Annotated in this window: 25 protein-coding genes; 18 read left to right on the forward strand and 7 right to left on the reverse strand. The window is 46.1% G+C overall.

Translation table 11 applies throughout. From position 1 onward, the window contains the following. Positions 1-21: 21 nt before the first annotated feature. On the reverse strand, positions 22-1,854 hold the full coding sequence (gene pepF / locus DHX103_RS09365; protein ID WP_422122027.1) for an oligoendopeptidase F: 1,833 nt from the start codon (positions 1,852-1,854) through the stop codon (positions 22-24). Positions 1,855-2,550: 696 nt separating this feature from the next. Here pepF and DHX103_RS09370 point away from each other — a divergent pair. The 3 genes from DHX103_RS09370 (at position 2,551) to DHX103_RS09380 (ending at position 4,213) form a co-directional block, all read left to right on the forward strand. Then, the gene (locus DHX103_RS09370) at positions 2,551-3,030 is read left to right on the forward strand and encodes a PaaI family thioesterase (RefSeq protein ID WP_422122028.1); all 480 of its coding nucleotides are present in this window, start codon (positions 2,551-2,553) and stop codon (positions 3,028-3,030) included. 21 nt (positions 3,031-3,051) lie between these two features. Next, positions 3,052-3,438 carry a DnaJ family domain-containing protein gene (locus DHX103_RS09375; RefSeq protein ID WP_422122029.1) on the forward strand — a complete coding sequence of 129 codons (387 nt, stop codon included), beginning with the start codon at positions 3,052-3,054 and terminating at the stop codon, positions 3,436-3,438. Between the two features lie 130 nt (positions 3,439-3,568). Then, on the forward strand, positions 3,569-4,213 hold the full coding sequence (locus DHX103_RS09380) for a hypothetical protein (protein ID WP_422122030.1): 645 nt from the start codon (positions 3,569-3,571) through the stop codon (positions 4,211-4,213). A gap of 24 nt (positions 4,214-4,237) precedes the next feature. On the opposite strand, the gene DHX103_RS09385 is transcribed toward DHX103_RS09380, so the two are convergent. Beyond that, positions 4,238-4,534, reverse strand: coding sequence for a hypothetical protein (locus tag DHX103_RS09385; protein ID WP_422122031.1), 297 nt, complete (start codon positions 4,532-4,534; stop codon positions 4,238-4,240). Positions 4,535-4,662: 128 nt separating this feature from the next. Here DHX103_RS09385 and DHX103_RS09390 point away from each other — a divergent pair, with 128 nt between their 5' ends. Further along, complete coding sequence (locus DHX103_RS09390; protein ID WP_422122032.1) at positions 4,663-5,340, forward strand: hypothetical protein; 678 nt, start codon at positions 4,663-4,665, stop codon at positions 5,338-5,340. 69 nt (positions 5,341-5,409) lie between these two features. Here the strand turns inward: DHX103_RS09390 and DHX103_RS09395 are convergent, their stop codons facing one another. Continuing rightward, entirely contained in the window at positions 5,410-6,657 is a 1,248-nt protein-coding gene (locus DHX103_RS09395; protein ID WP_422122033.1) for an erythromycin esterase family protein, read from the reverse strand. A gap of 92 nt (positions 6,658-6,749) precedes the next feature. Continuing rightward, entirely contained in the window at positions 6,750-7,019 is a 270-nt protein-coding gene (locus tag DHX103_RS09400) for a GNAT family N-acetyltransferase (protein ID WP_422122034.1), read from the reverse strand. A 427-nt stretch (positions 7,020-7,446) separates the two neighbouring features. On the opposite strand from DHX103_RS09400, the gene DHX103_RS09405 reads away from it, so the two are divergent. Further along, positions 7,447-8,373 (forward strand): catalase family peroxidase, encoded by a 927-nt coding sequence (locus DHX103_RS09405; protein WP_422122035.1) that lies wholly within the window; start codon positions 7,447-7,449, stop codon positions 8,371-8,373. A gap of 29 nt (positions 8,374-8,402) precedes the next feature. Here DHX103_RS09405 and DHX103_RS09410 read toward each other — a convergent pair whose 3' ends face one another. Beyond that, positions 8,403-9,782 (reverse strand): Glu/Leu/Phe/Val family dehydrogenase, encoded by a 1,380-nt coding sequence (locus DHX103_RS09410; RefSeq protein WP_422122036.1) that lies wholly within the window; start codon positions 9,780-9,782, stop codon positions 8,403-8,405. Positions 9,783-9,850: 68 nt separating this feature from the next. Then, complete coding sequence (locus DHX103_RS09415; protein WP_422122037.1) at positions 9,851-10,408, reverse strand: SLOG family protein; 558 nt, start codon at positions 10,406-10,408, stop codon at positions 9,851-9,853. 156 nt (positions 10,409-10,564) lie between these two features. Between DHX103_RS09415 and DHX103_RS09420 the strand changes: the two genes are divergently transcribed. From DHX103_RS09420 to DHX103_RS09480, 13 genes are all read left to right on the forward strand, one after another. Further along, complete coding sequence (locus tag DHX103_RS09420) at positions 10,565-11,515, forward strand: threonine ammonia-lyase (protein ID WP_422122038.1); 951 nt, start codon at positions 10,565-10,567, stop codon at positions 11,513-11,515. 113 nt (positions 11,516-11,628) lie between these two features. After that, positions 11,629-12,402: an SDR family oxidoreductase gene (locus tag DHX103_RS09425; protein WP_422122039.1), complete on the forward strand. Its 774-nt coding sequence runs from the start codon at positions 11,629-11,631 to the stop codon at positions 12,400-12,402. Between the two features lie 18 nt (positions 12,403-12,420). Beyond that, positions 12,421-12,993 (forward strand): TetR/AcrR family transcriptional regulator, encoded by a 573-nt coding sequence (locus tag DHX103_RS09430; protein ID WP_422122040.1) that lies wholly within the window; start codon positions 12,421-12,423, stop codon positions 12,991-12,993. Positions 12,994-13,050: 57 nt separating this feature from the next. Then, positions 13,051-14,823 carry an acyl-CoA dehydrogenase family protein gene (locus tag DHX103_RS09435; protein ID WP_422122041.1) on the forward strand — a complete coding sequence of 591 codons (1,773 nt, stop codon included), beginning with the start codon at positions 13,051-13,053 and terminating at the stop codon, positions 14,821-14,823. 11 nt (positions 14,824-14,834) lie between these two features. Beyond that, positions 14,835-15,809 carry a quinone oxidoreductase family protein gene (locus DHX103_RS09440; RefSeq protein ID WP_422122042.1) on the forward strand — a complete coding sequence of 325 codons (975 nt, stop codon included), beginning with the start codon at positions 14,835-14,837 and terminating at the stop codon, positions 15,807-15,809. A 78-nt stretch (positions 15,810-15,887) separates the two neighbouring features. Further along, positions 15,888-16,808: a ketopantoate reductase family protein gene (locus DHX103_RS09445; RefSeq protein ID WP_422122043.1), complete on the forward strand. Its 921-nt coding sequence runs from the start codon at positions 15,888-15,890 to the stop codon at positions 16,806-16,808. Between the two features lie 110 nt (positions 16,809-16,918). Continuing rightward, positions 16,919-18,655, forward strand: coding sequence for a carbon starvation protein A (locus tag DHX103_RS09450; protein ID WP_422122044.1), 1,737 nt, complete (start codon positions 16,919-16,921; stop codon positions 18,653-18,655). 74 nt (positions 18,656-18,729) lie between these two features. Then, positions 18,730-18,993 (forward strand): cory-CC-star protein, encoded by a 264-nt coding sequence (locus DHX103_RS09455; protein ID WP_422122045.1) that lies wholly within the window; start codon positions 18,730-18,732, stop codon positions 18,991-18,993. A 23-nt stretch (positions 18,994-19,016) separates the two neighbouring features. Next, positions 19,017-19,955, forward strand: a complete 939-nt coding sequence (locus tag DHX103_RS09460) for an ArsA family ATPase (RefSeq protein WP_422122046.1) — start codon at positions 19,017-19,019, stop codon at positions 19,953-19,955. Beyond that, positions 19,952-20,935: a zinc-binding dehydrogenase gene (locus DHX103_RS09465; RefSeq protein WP_422122047.1), complete on the forward strand. Its 984-nt coding sequence runs from the start codon at positions 19,952-19,954 to the stop codon at positions 20,933-20,935. Before DHX103_RS09460 ends, DHX103_RS09465 begins: the two co-directional genes overlap by 4 nt. A 69-nt stretch (positions 20,936-21,004) precedes the next feature. Further along, positions 21,005-21,313, forward strand: coding sequence for a DUF4870 domain-containing protein (locus DHX103_RS09470; protein ID WP_422122048.1), 309 nt, complete (start codon positions 21,005-21,007; stop codon positions 21,311-21,313). A gap of 490 nt (positions 21,314-21,803) precedes the next feature. Further along, positions 21,804-22,217, forward strand: a complete 414-nt coding sequence (locus DHX103_RS09475; protein ID WP_422122049.1) for a hypothetical protein — start codon at positions 21,804-21,806, stop codon at positions 22,215-22,217. Between the two features lie 297 nt (positions 22,218-22,514). After that, entirely contained in the window at positions 22,515-23,015 is a 501-nt protein-coding gene (locus DHX103_RS09480; RefSeq protein WP_422122050.1) for a hypothetical protein, read from the forward strand. Positions 23,016-23,379: 364 nt separating this feature from the next. Here the strand turns inward: DHX103_RS09480 and DHX103_RS09485 are convergent, their stop codons facing one another. Continuing rightward, the gene (locus DHX103_RS09485; protein WP_422122051.1) at positions 23,380-23,766 is read right to left on the reverse strand and encodes a hypothetical protein; all 387 of its coding nucleotides are present in this window, start codon (positions 23,764-23,766) and stop codon (positions 23,380-23,382) included. Positions 23,767-24,129: the final 363 nt, after the last annotated feature.

Here is a 24,129-nt window from a genome sequence, read left to right on the forward strand (position 1 = left end):
GGTGAGATGCGGCACGCTTTTTTATTTTGAAGAATTAGTAGGGACTTCGCCTTCAATTTCCTCGGTCAGTTTTTCCAGTTGATCGATCAAGTCGCCGATGTACGCAATCGTGTCGCGCAGCGGCTGGTCGGTTGTGATGTCGATACCGGCCATTTTGGATAGTTCGACCGGTGATTTTGTGCCGCCGGCTTTCAATACTTCGAGCCATTCATCGACGGCAGGCTGGCCTTCGTCGAGGATGCGTTTGGATACTTGCGTCGAGATGGTCAGACCGGCACTGTATGTGTATGGATACAAGCCCATATAATAATGAGGCTGGCGCATCCATGTCAGTTCGGCGCCGTCATTGATTTCGACAGCATCTCCCCAGAACTCTTCGAGGACGCCGCGTTTCAGGTTGTTGAGAATCCCGGCATTGACGCTTTGCCCGGCATCGATGCGCTCATAAACTTTGCGCTGGTAAGCCGCTTCGAGCAGGTGGGTAACGAAATTATGGTAATACGTACGGGCCACGATTGACGAGATGACCCAGCGCTTGAATTTCGGATCTTTTGAATTCTCAAGCAGGTGGTTCGCCATAAGCATTTCATTCATCGTTGAAGGCGCTTCGATAAAGTAAAGAGATGGCCGCGCATTGAAGATGTTCTGTGCGCGGTTCGCGTTATAGAAATGGCCCGCGTGTCCCAGTTCGTGGGCGAGAACGAAGACTTCATTCATCCGGCCGGTCCACGAAATCAGGATATACGGATGGTTGCCGTAAGGGCTCGAGCAGAAAGCACCTGTAGACTTCCCTTTGTTCTGTGCAAAGTCGATCCAGCGCTCAGAGTAAGAACGTTCGATCATGTCGAGGTAATCTTCGCCCATGATTCCAAGCGCATCGTTAACATATTTCTTCGATTCTTCCACCGTGATTTCCGGTTCGTACGTCGGATCCAGCGAAATCTTCAAGTCGGCAAACGTCATTTTTTCCAAGCCATGCGCTTTTTGCAGCAGCTTCGCGTATTTGCGCATATGCGGGGCCAATTCACTGGTAATCAAGTCGATTTGGCGGTTGTACAGCGAACGGTCGACTTCCTGGTTGAACAGGAGGTAATCGAAAATCGAATCATAGCCACGCAGATCCGCTGTCGTTTTTTCTGTTTGCAGTTGCATGTCGTATGTTTTCGCAGTTGTATGCTGATAATCTTTAAGCTTTGTGGAGAATGCATCGAAGGCAGCCCGGCGTTTTGCGGTATCCGTTTCCGCTTCCCAGTCGCCTTCAAAAGAGACGTAGCTTAACGGATAGCTTTCGCCGTCCACTTCAAAGTCGTCAAACGACATGTCCACCATTTTTGTTGTGTTGTAAAGGCCATACGGCGCGTCGAATGTTGATGAATAGGCAGCCAGCGTTTTTTCCACTTCCGGATGCAATTGGTACTGTTTCTTGCGGATCAATTTCTCCAAATACACTTTAAATTCATCTGACTCCTGCATCGCCTGCTGAAGCGTTTCTTCCGGCAACTCCAATAATTCGCTGGTAACGAAGGACAGCTTGCTGCTGATCTTCGCTGCAGCAGAACCGAATTTGCTCGCTCGCATCTGCGCTTCGTCATCTGTCTGGTCCGTGCTGAGTTTCAAGTTTGCATATGTACCGACTGGAACAAATTTTTCATTTATTGCAGCGTAGGCTTTCAAGAGTTCATTGACGGAAGCCGCATCTGCTGTATTTCCTTTATAGCGTGATTCAAATGCTTCCACATCCCGCTCGAGGGTGGAAAGGGCTTCGTTAAAAGCTTCGTCGGATGGGAATAAAGAATTCAGATCCCATGTTTCATCGATACTTACTGCTGAACGTGCGGGCATACTTTTGACCATTTATCTCTCTCCTTTTTATTACGGTTATCGAACTATTTCAAGTATAGCGGGCAACCGGAAAAAAGTAAAAATTATTTATCAAATTAATTAAAAAATTCTTATAAATAGGTTTAGAAATTAATCTGAGTGGTATACAAATAATACAAGGCGGAACCACCGTAGGGAGAAACGAGTAAACAGTTTAGTTGTTTACAATCGCCTCCAAACGAGGACATGCACAGCCTTGGCGGAAAATTTGCTCCAACTGACGATTGTCATCTCGTCGGGTACCATGTTTGTAAAGTAATCTGAAGCGAAAATGCTTCAAACAAATGTTTGGTAAGTTTTTTGTGTAAGTGCAACTGAAGATCTGACTGCAGAACATCGGATTCGCTGAGAGGTAGACGCGAAAAAAATCTAAAGATGCAGACAGTGCAAGAAGCTGTATTGACGGGATCAGAACATTCGTCAACCTTTATAAGATTGTAGAAGTATCAAAACAAATTTTCCGCGTGCAAACTTCTCCGTGAGTGGAGAAGCTGCAAAAGGGAAAGCGTAGCCTGATGAAAAGGGCTGCGCTTTTCTATTTGTCCAAAAACTTATCTGCACCCACTGCAAATGCGGAATTCAGAATAGTTCGTCCTTTCTGTGCGCCTTGTGATAAAATAGGGGAATATCTGGTATGAAAGAAAATATACTAAGAAAAGAGGAAAATAGATGAGCGAAACAAGTGTCACGGCAATCCAGGACGAGTATGCGGCAGAATTTGCCCAATGTTATGGCTGCGGCCGTTTGAACAAGGATGGGCATCAATTCCGTACGGTCTGGCAAGGAGAAAAGACAACTACCGAATATGAACCGAAAACTGAACATACAGCGATTCCCGGTTTCGTTTATGGAGGAGTGATTGCTTCTCTGATCGACTGCCACGGCACCGGATCGGCTTCATTGGCGTTGCACCGGAAAAATGGGTTTGAACCAGGCAGCGGCGAGGAGCCGCCGCGTTTTGTTACAGCTTCCCTGCATGTCGATTATCTGAAGCCGACTCCGCAGGGCGTCACTTTGAAAGCTGTCGGTGAAGTGGAAGAAATCCATCCGAAGAAATTTAAAGTGAATGTTGAAGTCACTGCTGATGGTACAGTTTGCGCGACGGGCACCGTAGTAGCCGTCGTCATGCCATCATCTTTTGGAAAATAACCTGCTAAGGGGTCGGGGGAAATGGCAGAAGAACAACAGGGAATTCGAACAGATTTGATTGGAGAGATTCTGCGGGAATACGAGAAGACCGGCGGAATGGACAATTTGCCAGGAAGCGGCAAGCCGTTGCCGGCCGAATATTTTTCGGGAGACCTGTTTCAGCATTTTCAGCGGATTGCGAATGAACAAGGCTATAAACCTCATTGGCTGAAACTCCAGCACGAAATAAGAGACGAAATCCATGGAGCAATTGAAAAGCTGGAAGCGGGAAAGAAGAGGGATCTGCCGCTGCGCATATCCATGATTAACGACAAAATTCATGAATTCAATAAATCCTGTCCTCCTCCACTGCAGAAGGGTTCAATTACGATTGAGAACATCTGCAGAATGACCAATCGATGGGAATAAAAAAGTCTGAAGTTACTAGAAAACGGTCCCAACATGCTTAGGGGCCGTTTTTGGTTTAACGAATCAATAATTAGGGAATTTTTCACGTGAGACAGACTCACAGGAAGCGAAATGGGAGGAGTGAGCAATAATGGAGAGAAAAGACGAATTGACAGAGTCTGAAAAAGTGGAAGTGAAGGATGGGGAAACACCCGCATCAATAGAAGAAACACCGGTAGAACCGAAAGCGGCAAAAGAGCCGAAAGAAGTTCCAGTGGAACCGACAGAACCAACGGAGGTACCAGTGGAGCCGCCAACGGAAGCGCCGGCAGAGCCAGTGGAAATTCCAGAAGAGCCGCCAACAGAAACACCGGTAGAACCGACAGAACCAACAGAACCAATAGAGGTGCCAGCAGAACCAACGGAACCGTCGTCGGAGCCAGTAGAAGTGCCGGCAGAACCGACAAGCCCACCTGAACCACCAATAGCAGAAACACCAACAAAAGAAGTCCCAACTGAATCGACACCAGCTCATGATGCTCCTGAAAAGGTCGAAAAGGAAAAACCGAAAGCAGCAAAAGAACCAAAAGAACCAAAAGAACCAAAAGAACCAAAAGAGCCAAAAACGGCAAAAGAACCGGCAGAGCCTGTTGAAACAGAAGAGCCTGTCGAAGAAGAGGACGATAAAGACCGCTTCAGTAAAATCTACAGCAACATCGCTTCCAATCGCTTTGAAAACCTTCGGACCAGCTATATCGAGAACAAAGCGAAAGAATTACGGAAAAAAAGAAAATAAAAAGGGCCATTCCAGTGCCGCTTTTTATTTTCTTGCTATTTTTTCCATTTCTTCAGAAACAATAAATGCCAGGTCATCGTTCCCGAACATTTGCAGCAGCTCGAGAAGCGTGTCATCGCCGACTTCCATTTCGAAAGGGTCTGCTTCATCGACAGCCAGCAATAAGGCCTCATTTTTAATTTGCGATGGGTATGCACGCTGATACATTCCAACCGGGTCCAACTGATTGCGCGTTGCCCAATTTACAAATACCTGGATCATTACAGCCTCATCCTGCTGGTATTTTTTGATGATGAACTCATCACGATTTTCAAATTCCATACTTAATCAACTCCTTATAATCAATCTTATACTTAAATTTGCAAAGAATATAGATGGATGCTTGGACTTCTATTAAACAATCCTCTAGAATTTAACTCAAGACGTATGATAGTATCGGAGGGAAAAACATGAAATTAATTCAAGTTAGAAAAGGGCAATTCGTCTACTATAATAACGAATTGCACAAAGTTTATTCGGTAAAACCGCTTGCCAAGCAATCGGTTCTGATGTTCCGCATAAAGGACATGGAACAAGTGGCCAGCAAAGCGGAAGAAGTTTCTCTGTACAAGCCGCAACATCTCGATTCGTTCCTGTTCTTTGGCAGCCGCTACACGCTGCGCGACGACGTGCAGCCGGAAGAAGGCGGTTATATCCTCATTCACAAACCGGATCCGGATTACATGGACCATTATTCCCTCAATGAATTTGAAAAAGTGGAATCTGTGGAAGGTACGAACGTGCTGACTACCAGACAGAATACGGTGAAATTCAGAGAATTCTTTGTGATGGAATCAGGTGACGCAGAGGGCAGCAAAGACATCGCTTATTTTGATAAGTCGAAAGTCGATGCCAGCCAGCTGGAAGCCGACAAGGAATTGATCGAAAAAATCCGTGAGCGCGACGCTATTCGCCCGTCCATCGGGGATGTGTATCTGAATTTGGATGACGCTTCGACTGCGATGGTCGTGGCAATTTCAAGTGACCAGGTGACACTTGGCAACGGCGATCGCCTGACTTTCCATGAGCTTTACAAAGCGGATAACTGGAATTTCCTTTACAATGTTGTGGACGGCGAGTTCCGTTAAGTCTAGTCTTTTTCAAAAAGTTAATTTAGCCAGCGAAGGAAAATCCCTTTGCTGGCTTTTTTTTGCATTCTATAATGGTTTCAATGCGTTGGTTCGGTCGAAGAACAGAAATGCGTCATAACGCTGGGAGATCATGGACGGTACGTAATTGCCATGCGATTCCCATTCCGGATGATAGACAACGCCGACTGCGCGGTGACCAATCCAACGATCGAACAAATGGCGATTGCTGTCGTCGAAAATCAGCAATTTATCATAGGCACCGGTCTTGTGCAGCAAATTTTCCCATGAATTTTTTTCGCCCGGAGGCAAGACCATTTCTTCATAGGGCGCATCCCACTCTTTTGCCGCGATGACCGTTCCTTCATAAGTGCCGAAACCGATTGCGTATACATCTTCAGGTGGATTCTGCTCGCGCAGCAATTGCCCGACATTTATCATTTTGTCGTTTTTCATATCGGTGGCGCGGGCATCCCCGATATGCGTATTATGCTCCCAGATGATAATCCGGGCATCGGCACCATGGTATTTTCGCAATTCATTTACCGTTTCAGCCATATGCCGGTCGCGGATGTTCCAGGATTCCTCGCCGCTTTGAACCATCGCCCGGTAATATTGTTCAGCGTTTTTCGCAACCAGCGAATTGATCTGAAGGTTAAGGTCCGCCTCTTCTACTTGTGAATAATTAGCTGCGTTGCTTCGCATGGCAGCTAATAGCCGGGTGACTTCATCGATGCAGGAAGCTGAAAACGTTGCGTAAGAAACGGCATATTTTTCAGGATCCCGGTTGCTCGGGTCGAAACAGGCAAAAGCCTGCCTTGCCAATTCTGCGTCACCCCCTATAGGATCCACATCATTCAGATAGAAAACGACTTCTTCCATGGACTCCCATAAACTGTATACATCTATTCCATAAAATCCGATGGGTTTCTTTTTCGCCGCATTATAACGCTTCAGCCAATCAATGAATTCAGCAACTTCAGCGTTGGCCCACATCCAGGTTGGCCAGCGGGTAAACGACTGTGCCAGGACGTTCCGCGCATTTTCATTTGTTGCCGCATAATTATTGATGTAGCGGTGGATCTGGTAAGCGGACGGCCAGTCGCCCTCTACCGCAATCAGCGAAAACCCTTTTTCGTTGATCAGTTTTTGGGAGAACTCAGCTCGCCATTGATAAAACTCAGAAGTTCCGTGGGTGGATTCCCCCAACAGGACAATCTTTGCGTCGCCGACAGCTTCTACCAGTGGATTCAAATCGTCTGGATCTTTGATCGGCTGCGCGAATTTGCGGATTGCTTCTTCCAGTGTAATATCCATACCTGCACTTCCTTTCAACAAAGAATGAGCGGATGCCAAAGTGACAGGGAGCGGAAAAAAGCATACCCGCCGATGCGGATATGCTTTTGGATTTAATTCTTTAATACATCCTGGAATTCCGGATTCTTTTCGATAACGCCGCGTGCAAATGAACATTGTGCATCGATGGTTTTGCCTTCGTCCCGGGCATATTGCACAACTTCACGGACCAAATGCTTGCCGACACCCTGCCCGGACAAATCGGATGACACTTCTGTATGAACCACTGTCAGCACGTCGCCATCCGGCGTGTAAGCCAGTGACGCCATTTCCTCTGATTCTCTTTCGACAAAGAATTTATTGTTGTCATGTTTGATATCCATAATTATTGCCTCCTTTTTCCTCTATATAAATTGAACTAATGATTTTTAATAACCGATATTCCGCAAAACAGCTTCGAAGACATTAGCCGAAGCAAGCGAGGCTAAGTCTTTGCGACGAAGCAGCGCAGCGATGCAGGAGCACTGTAAGAACACGCACTTCGTCGAAACGAAGTTGGAAAGCCAACTCCGTTTCTGTCTCTGCAACGCTGCGCTAGCTTCGAGACATGAAAGGGCGTTGGTCCCCTGGGCGTCTTCGCTGTTTTGCTCCATATCTCTGGAGATATCTCTTAGCATAGAATCGGTAAATAAAACTCTATTTCTTTAGTTCAACTTATATATTTAATTGTATTCCCTTTATCTTTAAAAGTATTCAATAAGGGTATAGAAAGAAAAGATTGAAGAACGTACATCAAAGTGAGGTGATTGGATGGCACAAGAACAGCTTGCTGAAACAGCAATCAATAAAATCGAGAAGATATTTGGCGAACACCCGACGTACCGGCGCGCGCATTCAAGAGGGACGGCTTATGAAGCCAGATTCACAGCGAGCGGGCAAGGGAAGGATTGGACAGTTGCGCCGCATTTCAGAGAAGGAACAACCGAAGCCATCGTCCGATTCTCGCACAGTTCCCCCGATCCGTTCTGGACGGACAACCTATCGCCGGTCAAAGGCATGGCTGTGCAATTCAAGCTTCCGGATGGGCAAGTGATGAACAGCGTGGGCGTGACATCGCCGATATTCTTTACGCGGACGCCGGAAGTTTTCACGGAAATGCTGGGCATCGCGAAATCATTTAAAAAAGGACGGCCGCGGCTGCGGGATCTCATCAAGCTGTTCATCAAATATCCGGAAAGCCGCGCATCGATCCGCATCATCCGCAAGATGCAGAGTCCCTCAAGCTTTGCGACCGGACTGTATCATTCGATTCATGCATTTTATCTGGTCAATGGAATTGGCAAACGCATGCCCGTCAAATTCCAATGGCAACCGGAAGCCGGCGTGGAATCGTTGACCCCGGCTAAAGCAGCTTCAGTGGAAAAAGGGGATTTTGAAAAAGAACTGGAAGACCGGGTGGTTAAAGGCGATGTTGGATTTCGATTGATCGCGGTAATCGGGGAAGCGATTGACCCCGTCGATGACCCGACAAAAGAGTGGCCCGATGAGCGAATGAAAGTGGAAGTCGGCCGCTTGCAGCTGTTGAAAAAGACTGATGAAGCGGAAGACTTGCTGTTCGACCCCACGGTTCTGCCAGCAGGCATCGAATGCACGGATGACCCCATCCTGCAATTCCGCAACCCGGCATATGCCATTTCTTATAAGCGAAGAATTATGGAGAAACAACAAAAACGCTGAAGTCCAAGTGGACTCCAGCGTTTTTCTGTTTAATACAGTTTCCCTTGCTTATACAGCACATTTGATAGCCGCGACACGGAGTGAATGTAACAATTTTGACGGAGCGGGAATGGATCTCCGTAGAATTGCGGCAGGATCATATCGAACGTTTTCTTCATCTGTGCGACGAGTTTCTGATAAATCTCATCTTCTGAATCGTAACGCGTTTCGCGGCCTTGCAGCCATTCGAAATACGACACGATAACCCCACCGGCATTGGCCAGGATATCCGGAATGATGACGACACCTTTATCACTTAAGTATTTATCGGCTTCATTTGTCGTTGGTGCGTTTGCCCCTTCAACGATGATCTGGGCTTTGATGTCCTCCATATTGCCTTCGTGCAGCTGGTTTTCCAGCGCCGCCAGGAATAATACATCCACATCAAGTGTCAGCAGTTCATCACGTCCGCGGATTTCGGCTTTCGCGCCAGCTTCCGCCAATTGTTCCTCAGTTGTCGGGAGGTCCCCCAGATTTTTAGAGGTGAAGGCGATCAACGCCGGAATATTCAAGCCGTCTTCATTGTATAACGTTACGTTACGGTCACTGACGGCTACCACTGTATTATCGACCAATGGACATTTATAGGCTTCGTGCGCTGTCACGGAACCAACATTTCCGAAGCCCTGAACGGCCACTTTCAACGGGCGGTGTGCCGCGTCCAAAGTCGTTTTGGCGAAAATATTATCAGTTGAAGACAGTAATTCCTCTTTTTCTTTCAGGAAATCGTGGATCATATAACGGAATGAAAAATAGACGCCTTTGCCGGTCGCTTCGCGTCTGCCAAGAGACCCGCCGTTTACGACCGATTTCCCCGTAAAGCTGCCGAGGTAAGGAGTGCCATGATGGATTTTCTTGTACTCCGCCATCATCCAGTCCATCTCCCGTTCACCGGATCCCACGTCAGGAGCTGGAATGTCCTTGTCCGGTCCGATAACATCTGCGAAATAGCGCACATACTTCCGTGAAATCATATTTAATTCCTTTTCGGAATAATTGCGTGGATTGATGACGATGCCGCCTTTGCCTCCGCCGAACGGCACATTATGAAGTGCATTTTTCAGCGTCATCAGGAATGCCAGATTCATGACTTCGTCTTCGTTGACGCTTTCGTGGAAACGGATGCCGCCTTTATAAGGTCCGAGCGCATCATTGTGCTGAACCCGATAGGCAGGGATGCGCACCACTTTGCCGTCGTCGAGCGGGACGCGCAAATATGATTTATGGACCTGGTTGGGTGTGGACAGGATGGCACTGAGTGAATTGAACGCCTGTTGCCGCATTCCTTCTGTCAGTGACGGCAGAAAACTTTCATCATCCACCAGTACATCGAGTGAAGTCTGGATTATTGCATTTGTCGGTTCTTCCATTTTGCTGCACCTCCGAAATTATTATCTACCTCCATCCATACCCTGTACCTATTAATTTATGCACAACTTTACTCCCAGCTGTCGTATTGCTCTTCTTCGGTGACGACCCGCAGATCGTCTGCTGTGATGAGCATGACCTGATAATCGGCCCCTTCCGCATATTTCTCTGCTTCTTTTTTGATGAATTTCGGCGAGCCATCGGTCTCCTCATCGTAGACGATAAGGATGCCGTCCGAATTCCGCAGGAAAAACTTATTTTTCTCAATGAATTGCCAAGGTGCCTCGTAAGGACGGTTGGTCAGGCTCCGGTGAAAATCTGCCTGCCGAATGATGTCCTTATACTTTTCCTGATTGGCTTCATTCCATCTATTTTCCTGTTCGAGAAAAGGGGTGAGCAGCGCGAATTTCAAATTCGGAAACTCCTCTTTCATTTCAATGGCAACTTCTGCCGCCCATGTTTCCACACCCAGCTGCCCGCTGACAATGATCCATTCCAATCCCTCGTCAATCAAAGCACGGAATCGGTTTTCCAACGCTTTCTTTATAAATCGGACGCCAGGATTCTGATCATCGAAAATTCCCAGTTCATGCTGCTTGTAGCCGGTGACCACCAATCGTTTCAACAATGCTCTCACCTCTTGCTGCTAAATTATCGTATCTCCAGTTTAACTCACTGCTGTTGCCTTTAATACTCAGACCATAGCGCCTACTTTTTATTGGCGGAATAATCAAACAAATGGAGGCGGATATGATAAAATGTCAGGCAAAGAGGAGTGAGGCAGATGGTCAATTTACAGGATGTCGAAAGAGCGCGACAGGAAATCAGCGGGCTGATCCATGAAACGCCGATACTGGTTTCGGAATTATTGAACGCTCAAGCCAGCCGGCAGATCTATTTGAAATCTGAGCATCTGCAGAAAACCGGTTCGTTTAAAATCAGAGGCGCAGCCAATGCGGTGAAGCGGGCGGAGCGTGAAGGTGCAAAATTCATCACCGCAGCGTCTTCCGGAAACCACGGACAGGCAGTCGCGTATATTGCCGGGAAATTGGGAATCCCGGCGATCATCGTCGTACCGGAAGACGCAAATCGCGTAAAAGTTGCGGCCATTGAAGCGTATGGTGGAGAGATCGAATATTGCGGTTTCACTTCCGCAGACCGCATTCCGCGGGCAAAAAAATTGGCAGAAGACAACAGTGGCGTTTATATTCCGCCCTATGATCATCCCGACGTCATCGCCGGGCAAGGCACAGTCGGCCTCGAAATCCTGGAACAATTGCCGGATGTCGATGTAATCGTGGTGCCAGTAGGAGGCGGCGGGTTAATCGGCGGCATCCTGACAGCCGTTAAAGCAATAAAACCGGAAGTTCAAATCATCGGTGTGGAGCCGGAAACAGGCAATGACACCTTCCTGTCTTTGGAATCCGGCAAGATAACGGCTGTTGCCGGAAGCTCTTCCATCGCAGACGGCTTGCGGACTTCACAGCCGGGCGAACTGACTTTTCCGATTCTCCAGCAGTTGGTCGATGGCATCGTTCTGGTGACGGAAGAAGAAATCAAGTTCGCGATGCAATTCGTAATTGAGCGCACCAAGCAGCTGATCGAACCATCGGCCGCCACAGGAGTTGCCGCGGTTCTGTCCGGCAAGGCGGGAGCAGAGAACCAAAAAATCGTCGTCGTCCTTTCCGGAGGGAATATCGATCTGTTGGAGCTCCGAAGCTGTCTGCCGGATTAAAGAATTGCTTCCGTTATTGCAATCCGAAAACCGCAAAGGTAGAATGAAGTTTAAGTATTCTGAACATACCGACTAGTAGGTATGTTGACATTAAATAGCTGGAGGGAAAACATATGCATGTACTGGATCTGTTTAAATTGGAAGGAAAAACCGCGATTGTCACCGGCGGAGGACGTGGCCTCGGTGCACAAATCGCGCAGGGCTTTGCGGAAGCCGGAGCCAATGTCGTTGTTTGTTCAAGAAAACTGGAAGCCTGTGAAGAAACTGCGGAATTCTTGAAGGGACTGGGTGTCAATGCGCTTGCGATGAAATGCGACGTAACCAATGAGCAGGACGTGGAAGATGTTGTCCGCAAAACGGTGGAAGAATTCGGCACGGTCGATATTTTGGTCAATAATTCAGGCGCGACCTGGGGAGCACCGGCGGAAAAAATGCCGCTCGAGGCCTGGCAGAAAGTGATGAATGTCAACGTCACCGGAACGTTTCTGATGAGCCGGGCTGTCGGCCAGGTGATGATCAAACAAAAGAGCGGGAAAATCATCAACATTTCATCGGTTGCCGGACTCGGTGGCATCGATCCTGATTTGATGGACACCATTGGCTACAACACCAGTAAAGGCGCAGTCATCACATTCACGAAAGACCTCGCAGCAAAATGGGGGCAGCACAATATCAACGTCAACGCCCTTGCGCCGGGATTCTTCCCGACGAAAATGTCCGAGGTTCTGATCGAACGCGGGCGGGAGCAATTTTTGAAACAAACGCCGTTAAATCGATTCGGCACTGATGAAGATTTGAAGGGAGCCGCTTTATTCCTGGCGTCCAAAGCATCAGATTATATTACGGGGGATGTAGTCGTCGTTGACGGAGGCATGCACGCCCTTTAAGAAACGTGGGGAATGGCAATGAAAGACAGGATCAAAGAGCAAAGCATCAGCCTATTCGAAAGGAAAGGCTTCAGCGAAACGTCGATTCAGGACATCGTGGAAGCAATGAATGTCACAAAAGGCACTTTCTACTATTATTACGGCAGCAAAGAACAGCTTCTGATGGAAATCCATAAAGAATACATCGATGATTTGTTGCAGCGCCAACGAAGGATCATCGACAGCGGCGACAGCCAAATGGATAAGCTCAAAGGCGTCATCCATTTGCTGATTTCCGATATCGCGAGAAACGGCGACAGCGGCAAAGTCTTTTTCCGTGAAATGCGCCATCTGACTGAGGACAATGCGACCGACATCAAAAGGAGACGCGAACAATTCCGTCTCAATATAGAAGAAATCGTTCGGCACGGGGCAGAAACCGGCGAATTCCGAAAAGCATTGCGTCCCGATGTGACGGCGCTCGCCGTACTTGGCATCACCAATTGGACCTATCAATGGTTTAATGCGAACGGTGAGCTGGCTGCAGACGAACTTGCTGAAATTTACAGCAGCATTGTATTGGACGGAATCCATACACGAAACGAAGAATGAGCTGGAACACAAATGTAAAGTACTAACGACAACATATGGTGAAGGAGACGGGAGCCAATGAATAATGAAACCTTAAGCTATCCGGGCGCGGGCTTTTTTTATCAGCCTGCTGAACCGGAGGACGTGTTTACACCGGAAGACGTCAGCGACGAACATCTATTGATCGGCAAAACAGCCAAGCGATTTTTGGAAACGGAAATCCGGCCGAACAATGAAAAGCTCGAGCAACAGGATTTTACGCTGGTCAGAGAACTTATGCAAAAAGCGGGGGATCTTGGTTTGCTGGCTCATAGTGTGCCCGAGAAATACGGCGGTTTGGGGCTCGACAAAATCAGCAAGGGCATTGTTGGTGAAAGTCTGGGGTCAGCTGGCGGCTACGGGGTCGCGCATTCCAATCATACGTGCATCGCGACGCTGCCGATTACGTATTTCGGCACACCGGCACAAAAGGAATATTATTTGCCGAAACTGGCATCCGGTGAATTTATTGGCGCCTATTGCCTGACGGAACCGGAAGCAGGTTCTGATGCACTGTCGGCCAGAACGACAGCGGTGCTGAACGGAGAAGGGACCCATTATTTACTCAATGGCAGCAAAATGTTCATCACCAATGCGGCGTTTTCGGATACGTTCATCGTCTATGCAAAAGTGGATGGCAAAGCGTTTACCGCTTTTATTGTGGAAAAGGGTTTTCCAGGGTTATCGCTTGGAGCTGAAGAAGAAAAGATGGGCATCAAAGGGTCATCCACGCGCACCGTCAATTTCGACAATTGCGAAGTGCCGGTGGAAAATCTGTTGGGCTCAGTTGGCAAAGGCCACGTCATCGCTTTAAACGTTTTGAACCTGGGCCGATTCAATTTGGGATCTGCCTGCATGGGCGCTGCAAAATACGGTTTGCATTTGGCCGCGGCGTATACGAAAGAACGGAAGCAATTCGGCAAAGCCATTGCGGAATTTCCGGCGACACAGGAAAAATTGGCGTTGATGGCGGTTCGCATCTACGAGTCGGAATCGCTGCAATACCGTACTGCGGGTTACCTGGAAGATGCACTCGGCGGTCTTTATGACAGCAAAGACCAAGCGCTGATCGCCAAACGGCTGATGGAATATGCCACCGAATGTGCCGTGTGCAAAGTCCACGGTTCGGAGACGCTCGATTTCATTGCGGATGAAGCTTTGCAATTGCACGGCGGTTACGGCTATATCAAAGATTATAAAGTTGAGCAGATGTACCGGGATTCACGCATCAACCGGATTTTCGAAGGCACAAACGAAGTGAATCGGCTGCTGATTCCGGGTGGATTATTGAAACAGGCGGGCAAAGGAACTCTGCCGTTAGGGGAGTATATTGCTCAGGCAGTCGCCGAAATGAACAACCCGAAAGTCGGATCCATCGGAATTATTTCCCGGGAAATAGAAGCTGTTCAGGCAATACGCCGTGTTTTCCTGTTGTCTGCCGGCATGGCGTTCGAGGCATTCGGTGAAAAATTGGCGGAACAGCAGGAAACTTTGATGAAACTGGCGGATATCGGCATTCAGCTGTACGCTGCGGAGTCGGCGGTGCTGCGGACGCAGAAAGCGTTAGATAAAAACGGGGAACAAAAAGAATCGTTGAAAGTGGAGCTGACGAAAGCGTTGCTGGATGATGCATTGTTGAGGGTCGAAATGTCTGCGCGGAAAATGATGCAGGGAATTTCAGAGGGACGCGCGTTAAAAGACAGCATGGCGCTCGTCAGCAACGAATTGAACCGCCTTCACGCGGAAGAAAGCAATGCGACAAAACGCAGAATAGCAGCAGCAGTGCTGGAAGCGGAACATTATATTAGCTAGGGGGAATAGGGATGAAAGTGATTCAATTTGAACAATACGGCGGCCCGGAGGTTTTACAGTATATAGAAGAGGAACGTCCGACGCCTGGCGACAACGAAGTGCTGGTGGAAGTGAAAGCGATTGGCGTCAATTACGCAGACACAGCTCGCCGTGAAGGCCAATACGTCGTGCCGACGCCATTGCCTTATGTTCCGGGTTCGGAAGTGGCAGGGATCATCACTGAAGTCGGCAGCAAAGTGAAGCGATTTGAAGTGGGGATGCGGGTATCGGCATTGATTGAATCTGGCGCTTATGCTGATTTTGCAACAGTTGATGAAAATGTGCTGATTCCGGTGCCGGACGATGTTGAGTTTGAACAGGCTGTGGCGTTGCCATTGCAGGGTTTGAGCGCTTATCACATTTTAACAACAATGGGCCGCCTCGAAAAAGGCGAAACGGTGCTGATCCATGCGGCAGCGGGAGGAGTTGGTGCGATTGCCGTTCAACTCGCGAAATTATTCGGTGCCGGAAAAATCATTGCGACGGCCAGTTCTCCCGAAAAACTGGAACACGCCAAAGCTATGGGTGCCACACATTTGGTGGATTACTCGAAAGAGGGTTGGGTTGATGAAGTGAAACGGATCACCGACAACAAAGGCGTCGATCTGGCACTGGAAATGGTCGGCGGCGAAGTATTCAATCAAACATTGAAATGCCTGGCACCATTTGGCCGGCTTGTTATTTTTGGTGCAGCCAGCGGAGAACAGGCCGAGTTCCATCCGGGCCAATTGATGAGAAAAAACCAGTCGGTTATCGGCTTTTTCTTACCACAAATTATGCGCAAACCGGAGCTGTTCCAGCAAAGTTACAAGGAATTGCTCGGTTATATGGCAACTGGTGATTTGAAATTGACAATCGGCGGAAGCTATCCACTTTCGGATGCCGCTGAAGTTCACCGTTTGCTGCAAAGCCGCAAGACAATCGGGAAATTGGTACTGAAACCGTAAAAAATAATAATTGCTTCTATCTATTACTAAAGGTGAGAGTTTGAAAAGTAGGAGTCTATTCCAAAGGAGGAACAAAAAATGAAGATACTAGTTGTAGGTGCGGGGGCAATCGGTGGTTATTTCGGCGGTCGCCTGCTTGAAAAAGGAGAAGACGTCACATTTCTTGTGCGCGACAGACGAAAAAAGGAACTCGAATCAACCGGCTTGAACATTGAAAGTGTAAATGGCGACTGCCAGCTGACGCCGAAATTGATCACAAAAAACAGCGAACCGCAGGAATATGATGTGGTGCTCCTGTCGACGAAGTCTTATCAGCTCGCAGGAGCTATCGAGGATGTGCGTCCGTTTGTCGGAAAAGAGACGATGGTGTTGCCGTTGCTGAATGGCATATCCCATGTCGATCAGCTGGTCGAAGCATTCGGTGAGCAATCGGTCATCGGCGGCTTATGCTTTGTGGAAGCGACGCTTGATGAGAAGGGGACGATTAAGCAGGCAAGTCCGATGAACCAGCTGGTGTACGGCGAACGCAGCGGTGAAGCGACTGACAGGATCAAACGCTTGGAAAATTCGTTCAATGGAACTAAAGCGGATTTCGTTCTAAGCAACAACATCGAGCAGGAAATGTGGCATAAATATCTGTTTATCACGACAATGTCCGGCATCACGACCTTGTTCGAAGAGCCAATCGGCCCCATTCGTCAACTGGAATCCGGGCAGCGGACCATTGCGGCTCTGCTGAATGAATTGGAAGAAGTGATGGTGAAATTCGGTGCGCCGGTTGAACCGGGTATCTCCACAAAACTATTGGATAAGCTCAACAGTATGGGCGAAGGGATGAAATCGTCGATGCAGCGGGATGCCGAAAAATTCGTGCCGATTGAAGCAGACCATCTGCAAGGCTACCTTTTGGAGAAAGCGCATGAACTGGGGATTGCGGTCCCTGTTCTTGAAACGGTTTACACCAAGTTAAAGCTATATGAAAATACTGTAAAAAATTAACACTAAAAAAGAATAATTAGAACATTTACAAAATTGAATCTTTGCCCTATGATTAAAAGGCAAGTGTGAAAGCGCTTGTCCAAAACAGAAAAAAGAGGGAGTTGAGAGATTTGAATGCTATCGCCTTAGCAGCCATCGGGCTTTTTATCTTTGCGTTAGGTTATCGCTTTTATTCTAAATTTGTAGCAGAGAAAATTTTTCGACTGGATCCCAATTATGTGACGCCTGCCCATAAATTCAAGGACGGTGTCGATTTTGTCCCGACTAATAAATTTATATTATGGGGCCATCATTTTACATCCGTAGCCGGAGCTGCTCCGATTCTTGGACCAGCCATTGCCGTCTATTGGGGCTGGCTGCCGGCCGTGTTATGGGTTGTGCTCGGTACAGTTTTTGCTGCCGGGGTACATGACTTTGGAACACTGGTCTTGTCTGTCCGCAATAAAGGCCAGTCGGTCGGAACACTTGCCCACCGTTTGATCGGGCAACGCGGCAAAGTTTTATTTCTATTCATCATCCTGATTCTCGTACTGATGGTCAACGCCGTATTTGCCTGGGTTATCGCGAACTTGTTCATCTCGTTCCCGGCAAGTGTCATTCCGGTATTTATCCAAATTCCGCTCGCGATCTGGATCGGTTATGCGGTGTACAAGAAAAACATCAAAATGCTTGTGCCTTCTTTAATCGCATTGGCGATTATGTATGGTGCCGCAATTTTCTCAAGCCAATACGAATTCCTTCAAATTGACCTTGTCCGCTATATGGGCGGAGAAGAAGCAGCCGGCCTGTTCGGGCTTGGCGCGATTTCGACAGCATTCTTTATCTGGATTATCGTGTTGATGGTCTATGTTTACATCGCTTCGACGTTGCCGGTATGGAAATTACTCCAGCCGCGTGATTTCATCAACTCGCATCAATTGATCGTCGGCCTCGGAATTCTTTACCTTGGTCTCTTGTTCACAAATCCACCAATCACAGCACCGATGACAAATCCGGTGAACGATGTTTCCTGGTTCCCGCTGCTGTTCATCACAATTGCCTGTGGTGCGATCTCCGGTTTCCACGGACTCGTGTCTTCCGGAACTTCGTCCAAACAGCTCGATAAAGAAACAGATGCTCGTTTTGTAGGATATCTTGGCGCGATCGGCGAAGGGATTCTGGCATTGATTTCAATCATTGCCGTTATCACATTGTTCCCTGACCGCGAGGCATTCATGGCCACTTACAGCAGTTTCGCTGCTTCAAGCGCTTCCGGCTTAGGTTCCTTTATCCTGGGCGCGACGCAATTGGCTTCGGGCTTGATGATTCCTGCAGCGGTTGCTTCAACAATCGTTTCTGTTATTGTCGTATCTTTTGCGGCAACTACTCTTGATACATCTGTCCGTTTGATGCGCTATATCATCTCGGAACTTGGTGTTGAGTACAAAATTCCGGCATTGGAGAAAAAACACGTTGCCACAACGATCGCCGTTGTAGCGAGTGCTGCGCTTGTATTGATACCGGAAGGGCCGAGCGGTTTCGGTTCCGGCGGATTCCTGCTTTGGCCGTTATTCGGAACAGCGAATCAGCTTCTGGCAGGGATCAGTTTGCTGCTCGTTTCAATCTGGCTGAGAAAACTTGGCCGAAATTACATGATCACCATCATACCGATGATCTTCCTGATGTTCATGACGCTTTGGGCGATGTTCCAGCAGGTATTCCTGCAATGGGCATGGTACGCAGCTGCGCCAAATATGCTGCTGTTTGTGTTCGGAGCTATCATTTTCGTCTTTGCATTATGGATCATCATTACAGCCATCCAGGTTCTGGCAAGTAAAGAAAATCCGCCAAATCTCGAAGACGAATAAATAGAATATTTGCGAAAAAGGGATCATACTAAATGTGATCCCTTTCGCATTTCTTAATGAAAAGAGGTGTTAATATGCCGGTATACGATAATTTGGTGAAATTGATTAAATGGTACGAAGCTGTGCTGGAACATCCGCATAAAACGGAAATAGCGCGGGAGCTCCGGGCGGAAGACGATTTGTTTCTGCTGATGCTCTATTCGGAAATGTTGGGAATCCCGAATCCCGCCTATTACTACACGCTCGAGCTGTATCCTTATATGATCGAGGAATTCCATGACTGGCATTTGCGCATGGGCATGGAAAAATCGCCGCTATCCGGAATCCGCTGCTGCTGATTTCAATGAAAAGAGGAATGGGAATGGACGTTTTATCAAAAAGTATCATTTTTGTCGGGGGCAAAGGCGGCGTCGGCAAATCGACGTCGGCAGCCGCCATCGCCTCGAAATCTGCAGACAGCGGCTTTAAAACTTTGCTGATCTCGACAGATCCGGCGCATAATGTCGGCGATATCTTCAACCAGGAAATCGGCGGCAAAACAAAAGAAATCGCCAAAAATCTTTACGCGCTTGAAATCGATCCCGAGATTGAGACTGAAAAATACATCAAAGGCGTAAAAGAAAATATCAAAGGAACCGTCCATTCGAGCATGATGGAAGAAGTGAACCGCCAGCTCGATACGGCGAAAGCTTCCCCGGGAGCAGACGAAGCGGCCCTGTTTGATAAGCTGATTCACATCATTTTGGAAGAACGTCAGAATTTCGATAAACTGGTGTTTGATACGGCACCAACCGGCCACACCATCCGACTACTCACCTTGCCTGAATTGATGGGGGTCTGGATTGAAGGGCTGCTTGATAAGCGCCGCAAGACGAACGAAAATTATTCGGCGCTGCTGAATGACGGCGAGCCGCGCGAAGATCCAATTTACGATGTGCTGCGCGAGCGTCAGGAGCGTTTTTCAAAAGCGCGCGATATTTTATTGAATGAAGACGAGACCGGTTTTATTTTCGTATTGAATCCGGAACGCCTGCCGATCCTGGAGACGAAAAAGGCGTTGGAATTGCTGCATAACTACCATCTGCATGTAAAAACGCTGATCATCAATAAAGTCCTGCCGGAAGAAGCGGATGGCGATTTTTTGATGGAACGCAAAAAACACGAAAAGAAATACATGGAATTAATCAAGGAAACATTCCCGAAACAGCAGCTGATTTACATTCCGCTGTTTTCACAGGACATCATCAGTATGGATCAATTGAAATTATTCAGTGAAAATTTCGAAGGAGGTATAGCGTGAAAGCATTTGTAATCGAACAAGGAGAATTGAAAATAACAGAAATGCCGGAACCGGCAGCGCAAAAAGGGGAGGTGCTTGTCGCGCTGAAAACAGCAGGCATCAACCGTCGTGACTTAAATCTGTTGAAGCGCCATGGCAATAAGCCTGAGCCGCTCATCATCGGTTCCGACGGCGCAGGGATAGTGGAATCCGTAGGAGAAGGCGTAACGAACGTTGCGGTCGGAGATGAAGTCATCATCAATCCGGCGCTTCGCTGGTTTGCCAATAGTGAAGCTCCGCCGCCGGAATTCGATATCCTGGGCATGCCAGACCACGGGACATTTGCAGAAAAAATCGCGGTGTCTGCCGAACAAGTCGAGAAGAAATTGCCTCATCTTACATGGGAAGAAGCGGGCGGCCTGGCGCTGCCGGCTATGACCGGTTACCGGGCTTTGTTTACAAAAGGACAGGTCAAAGCAGGCGATACGCTGTTCATCCCGGGAGCCGGAAGCGGAGTCGCCACTTTCCTGATCCAGTTTGCGAAGAATATTGGTGCACGTGTCATTGTCACTTCGAGAAGCGAAGATAAATTGGCGCATGCCAAAGAACTTGGTGCCGATTTGGCCATCGCGACCGATAGTGATTGGGTAAAAGAGTTGGAAAATGAAACAGTGGACCTTGCCATCGACAGTGTCGGCGCAGCAACGTTCAACCGGACATTGGATGTCCTGAAAAAAGGCGGACGTATTGTCATCTTTGGTGCCACGACGGCTGACGTAGTCGATTTCGATTTACGGAAATTCTTCTACGGCCAGTATCAGCTTTTCGGCTCAACAATGGGAAGCCGCGACGAATTGCGCGGATTGCTCAGCCATATGGAGCAGTACAAGATGCATCCGGTTGTAGACAAAGTCTTCCAACTGGAAGAAGCGCAGGAAGCGTTCGATTATCTGAAGGATGCCAAGCAATTCGGCAAAGTTATTTTACGCATCAGCCAATAAGTTTGAAACCTGGCGGCAGTTCATCCGTATTAAGGAGTATAAGAACTACTATTACTGGAGGTAATGCAGATGGAAACCAAAGGATTGAAAGTCCTCGTCCACGCCAGTGCGTTTTTTGCTCCGTTTCTTGTGCCGTTTATCGTGTATCTGATTTCAGAAGACAAAGATGTAAAACGCTTGTCAATAGAAGCCTTGCTGTTCCAATTAGTCCTGGGGGCACTGATCTTCGTGTCCAGCCTGCTCGTTATCGTGTTGATCGGCATTCCAATGCTGATTGTATTCGGACTCATCGGCGTGATCATACCAATCCTCGGTATCATTAACGCTCTGAACGACGAATATTTCAGCTACCCGATCGTTGGCAGCTGGTACAATTAAAAGTCCTTCGGGGCTTTTTTTTATTTAAAGAAAACCGTTCGTAAAGGTATATGGAATGGAGTGAACGTTCGTAAAGTGCTTTGGCACATTTGCGAACGTTTTTTTGTGGTTTTTGAGTGGGTTTTGAGGCGTTCGTAAAAGTGTACTTTTACGAACGTTTTTTACTAAAGGTAGATAAATCAGTTAGAAGAATGTTTTTTATAAAGCGAAATAACAGTATGATTTATAGGGATATAACAAAAAAGGGAATTTATGTTACACTTAAAATATCTAAATTCACTAAATAATCATTCTTTTCTTAATTAACTTGGCAGTATTGCCCTATTCATTTTTTGTGAAAATAGGAGGGGTATAATTTCTAAAAGGAGAGGCATATCGAAGTTTTAATAGTTGGGCTGATCATTCCGGGTTATTAGTTTTTCACTTCAATCTAGAAAAAAGCCAAAACAAAGAATGATTTTCTTTCGTAAATTATAAGGAGGCTTCTGAATTGAAAAATAAAGTAATCTTAGGAATTTCCATATTTCTATTAATTCTAGTTGTCGTAGTGGTGTTACTTAATACAGATAAAAATCTTGCCGAGCTGGATGAAATACCTGATGAGGAGTTAATTTTATCAGCGAATGTAACCTCAACTGAGCATTATACTCAGGAAGAATCCTATCTGTACGCATTGTCGGATGATGAACTTGGAGAGTTATTTCAAATTTTTTCTGACCAAGAAGTTAATAGATCATTTTTCAATAATTCTACATCAGCTGAGTATTTTTTAAACTTACAAACTGCAGAAGAATTACACCTTATTAAAATCAGTAATGACAAGCTGTATATGCAAAATGGAAACAATTTTTATGAGTTAAAATCTGGAGAATTATACTCATTTATAGCTACTTTGAATCAGTAGAAGCTAAGTGAAATAGCGGATGTAACATAAAAGATAAACGAAAGGTTTTTAAAATACTAGTTTATATTCATCTGCTTATCAGTAATAGCGGTAATTCCATTAGTAAAAAAGAGGAAGAAAGATGCTGATTGGCACATCTCTTCCTCTTTTGTTTATAGAAGTGTACTTTTACGAACGCTTTAAAAGTTGTAATGAATAATTATTGAAGATTGTTTAAGAAATGCCAGTTTACTTCCATTTAACCTGAAAAATAGATACCATTAGAAGTAAGATGATATTAAATAAAGGGGGCCATTTATGAAAACACTTAAGCTAGTACCTATTATGTTTTTGTTTTTACTAATAGCTGCTTGCAGTGATTCAGAAGAATCAGTTGATGGAGAGTTTATGTTTGGAAATATGTACGGAGATTCACTCGAATCCAACGAAAGCTACTACATTGTTCTTCCATTTGAATGGACAGGTGAAGAACCAGCGGTAATTACTTCTGTTGAATTAGTTAAAGAAAACGAAGAACCAGTGACGTTTGGAGAAGATGGTATCGAATATGCATTTCACGGTGCCGACCCTTTAAAACAAACGGGTTTATATTCAGGAGAACGCAATATTGGGGAAATAGTAGATATTAATGGATTTGAACTTCAAGGAGAGAGCAGAATTGTAGCAGAAGTTCGGCTTGGCGAGGTAGTAGAGGATGAAAATAGAGCTGCAAAAATTAATTTCACAGTAAATGATGAGAAATACCAAGAAATAGTCGACTGGGATACTTTCAAAGTACTCTCTACAAATAACGGCTGACTTCATTAACAAAGAAAAAATGTTCTCAACTCCTGTAGGGGCTCACTTTTAAATTACTATGTACATTCCTTAACTGAACAGGTTACTAAATTGAAGTCCATATTTGGTTTACATATCATGAGTTTATCGGAAGTCAAATTGAAATAGTATAACCAAAAGACCGTCAATTCAGTTGCGAATTGACGGTCTTATTTTTGATATATCAAAATATATATAAACTAGTGGATCATGTGAGTAATATAGTTGGTGGCCATTTTGTTGGGTTTGCAACAGTTATTTTTGGTTCATCAAACAATATTCAAGACCAACGCTAATTAAATTGAGAAAACACACCTGTAAAAGGCTGAGAAAAAGTATATTGGTATTAGTTATTCTCTTCCTTATGATAATTTCCTTCAGTAAATTTATCATATTCTCCATCGAATTTCCGTTTTACTATGATAACATTACTGTCTTCATTCGATGTGAAAATTTCTTCGCCAACTTCTAATATATTAGACGATAAGTTTTCTTTCGGCATTACTTCTATTGGTACTTTCTTATCCACTTCACCAATCTTTTCTGCAACTGTGAATTCTTCATTTTCAATATCTCCTTGCCAAACGTATTCCCTACCATTGACTATCAAGTAGCCACCATAAGACCCTTCAGAACTTTCATCAGCACTTTCGCCAGAAATTTCGCTATTACATCCAATTAACATAACACCTATTAATAATGTGAGTCCGATTAAAAAAACATTCTTAAACATTATTAAACTCCCCCTTTCAAAAGTAGACATTAGAACGTAATAAAAGTTTCAATTTTTTGTCTGAACAATATCAATATACGTTTTATATTTCAGTATTAGTTCTGACTTTGAGTATTTTTTACTTCAAAACGGAAACCGTTGAGTTCCAAGTTTTTTTAATCAATTCTAGATTCGAATTATCAACTGAATTAGCAGTCGTTTTCGCAAGATTTTAACGCTTTACAATAATAATTGTATGTCAGTTGAAAGTTCTGTCAATTCACTCTTTGAAAAAGGTGCGATTTAGTTAACATATGAGAAATTATCGGAAGTCGATGGTAAACAAAGAGAGAAAAGAGGCTAGTTAAAGCCCGTCTTTTCTCT

The sequence above is a fragment of the Planococcus daihaiensis genome, from assembly GCF_049262615.1.
GTDB lineage: Bacteria > Bacillota > Bacilli > Bacillales_A > Planococcaceae > Planococcus.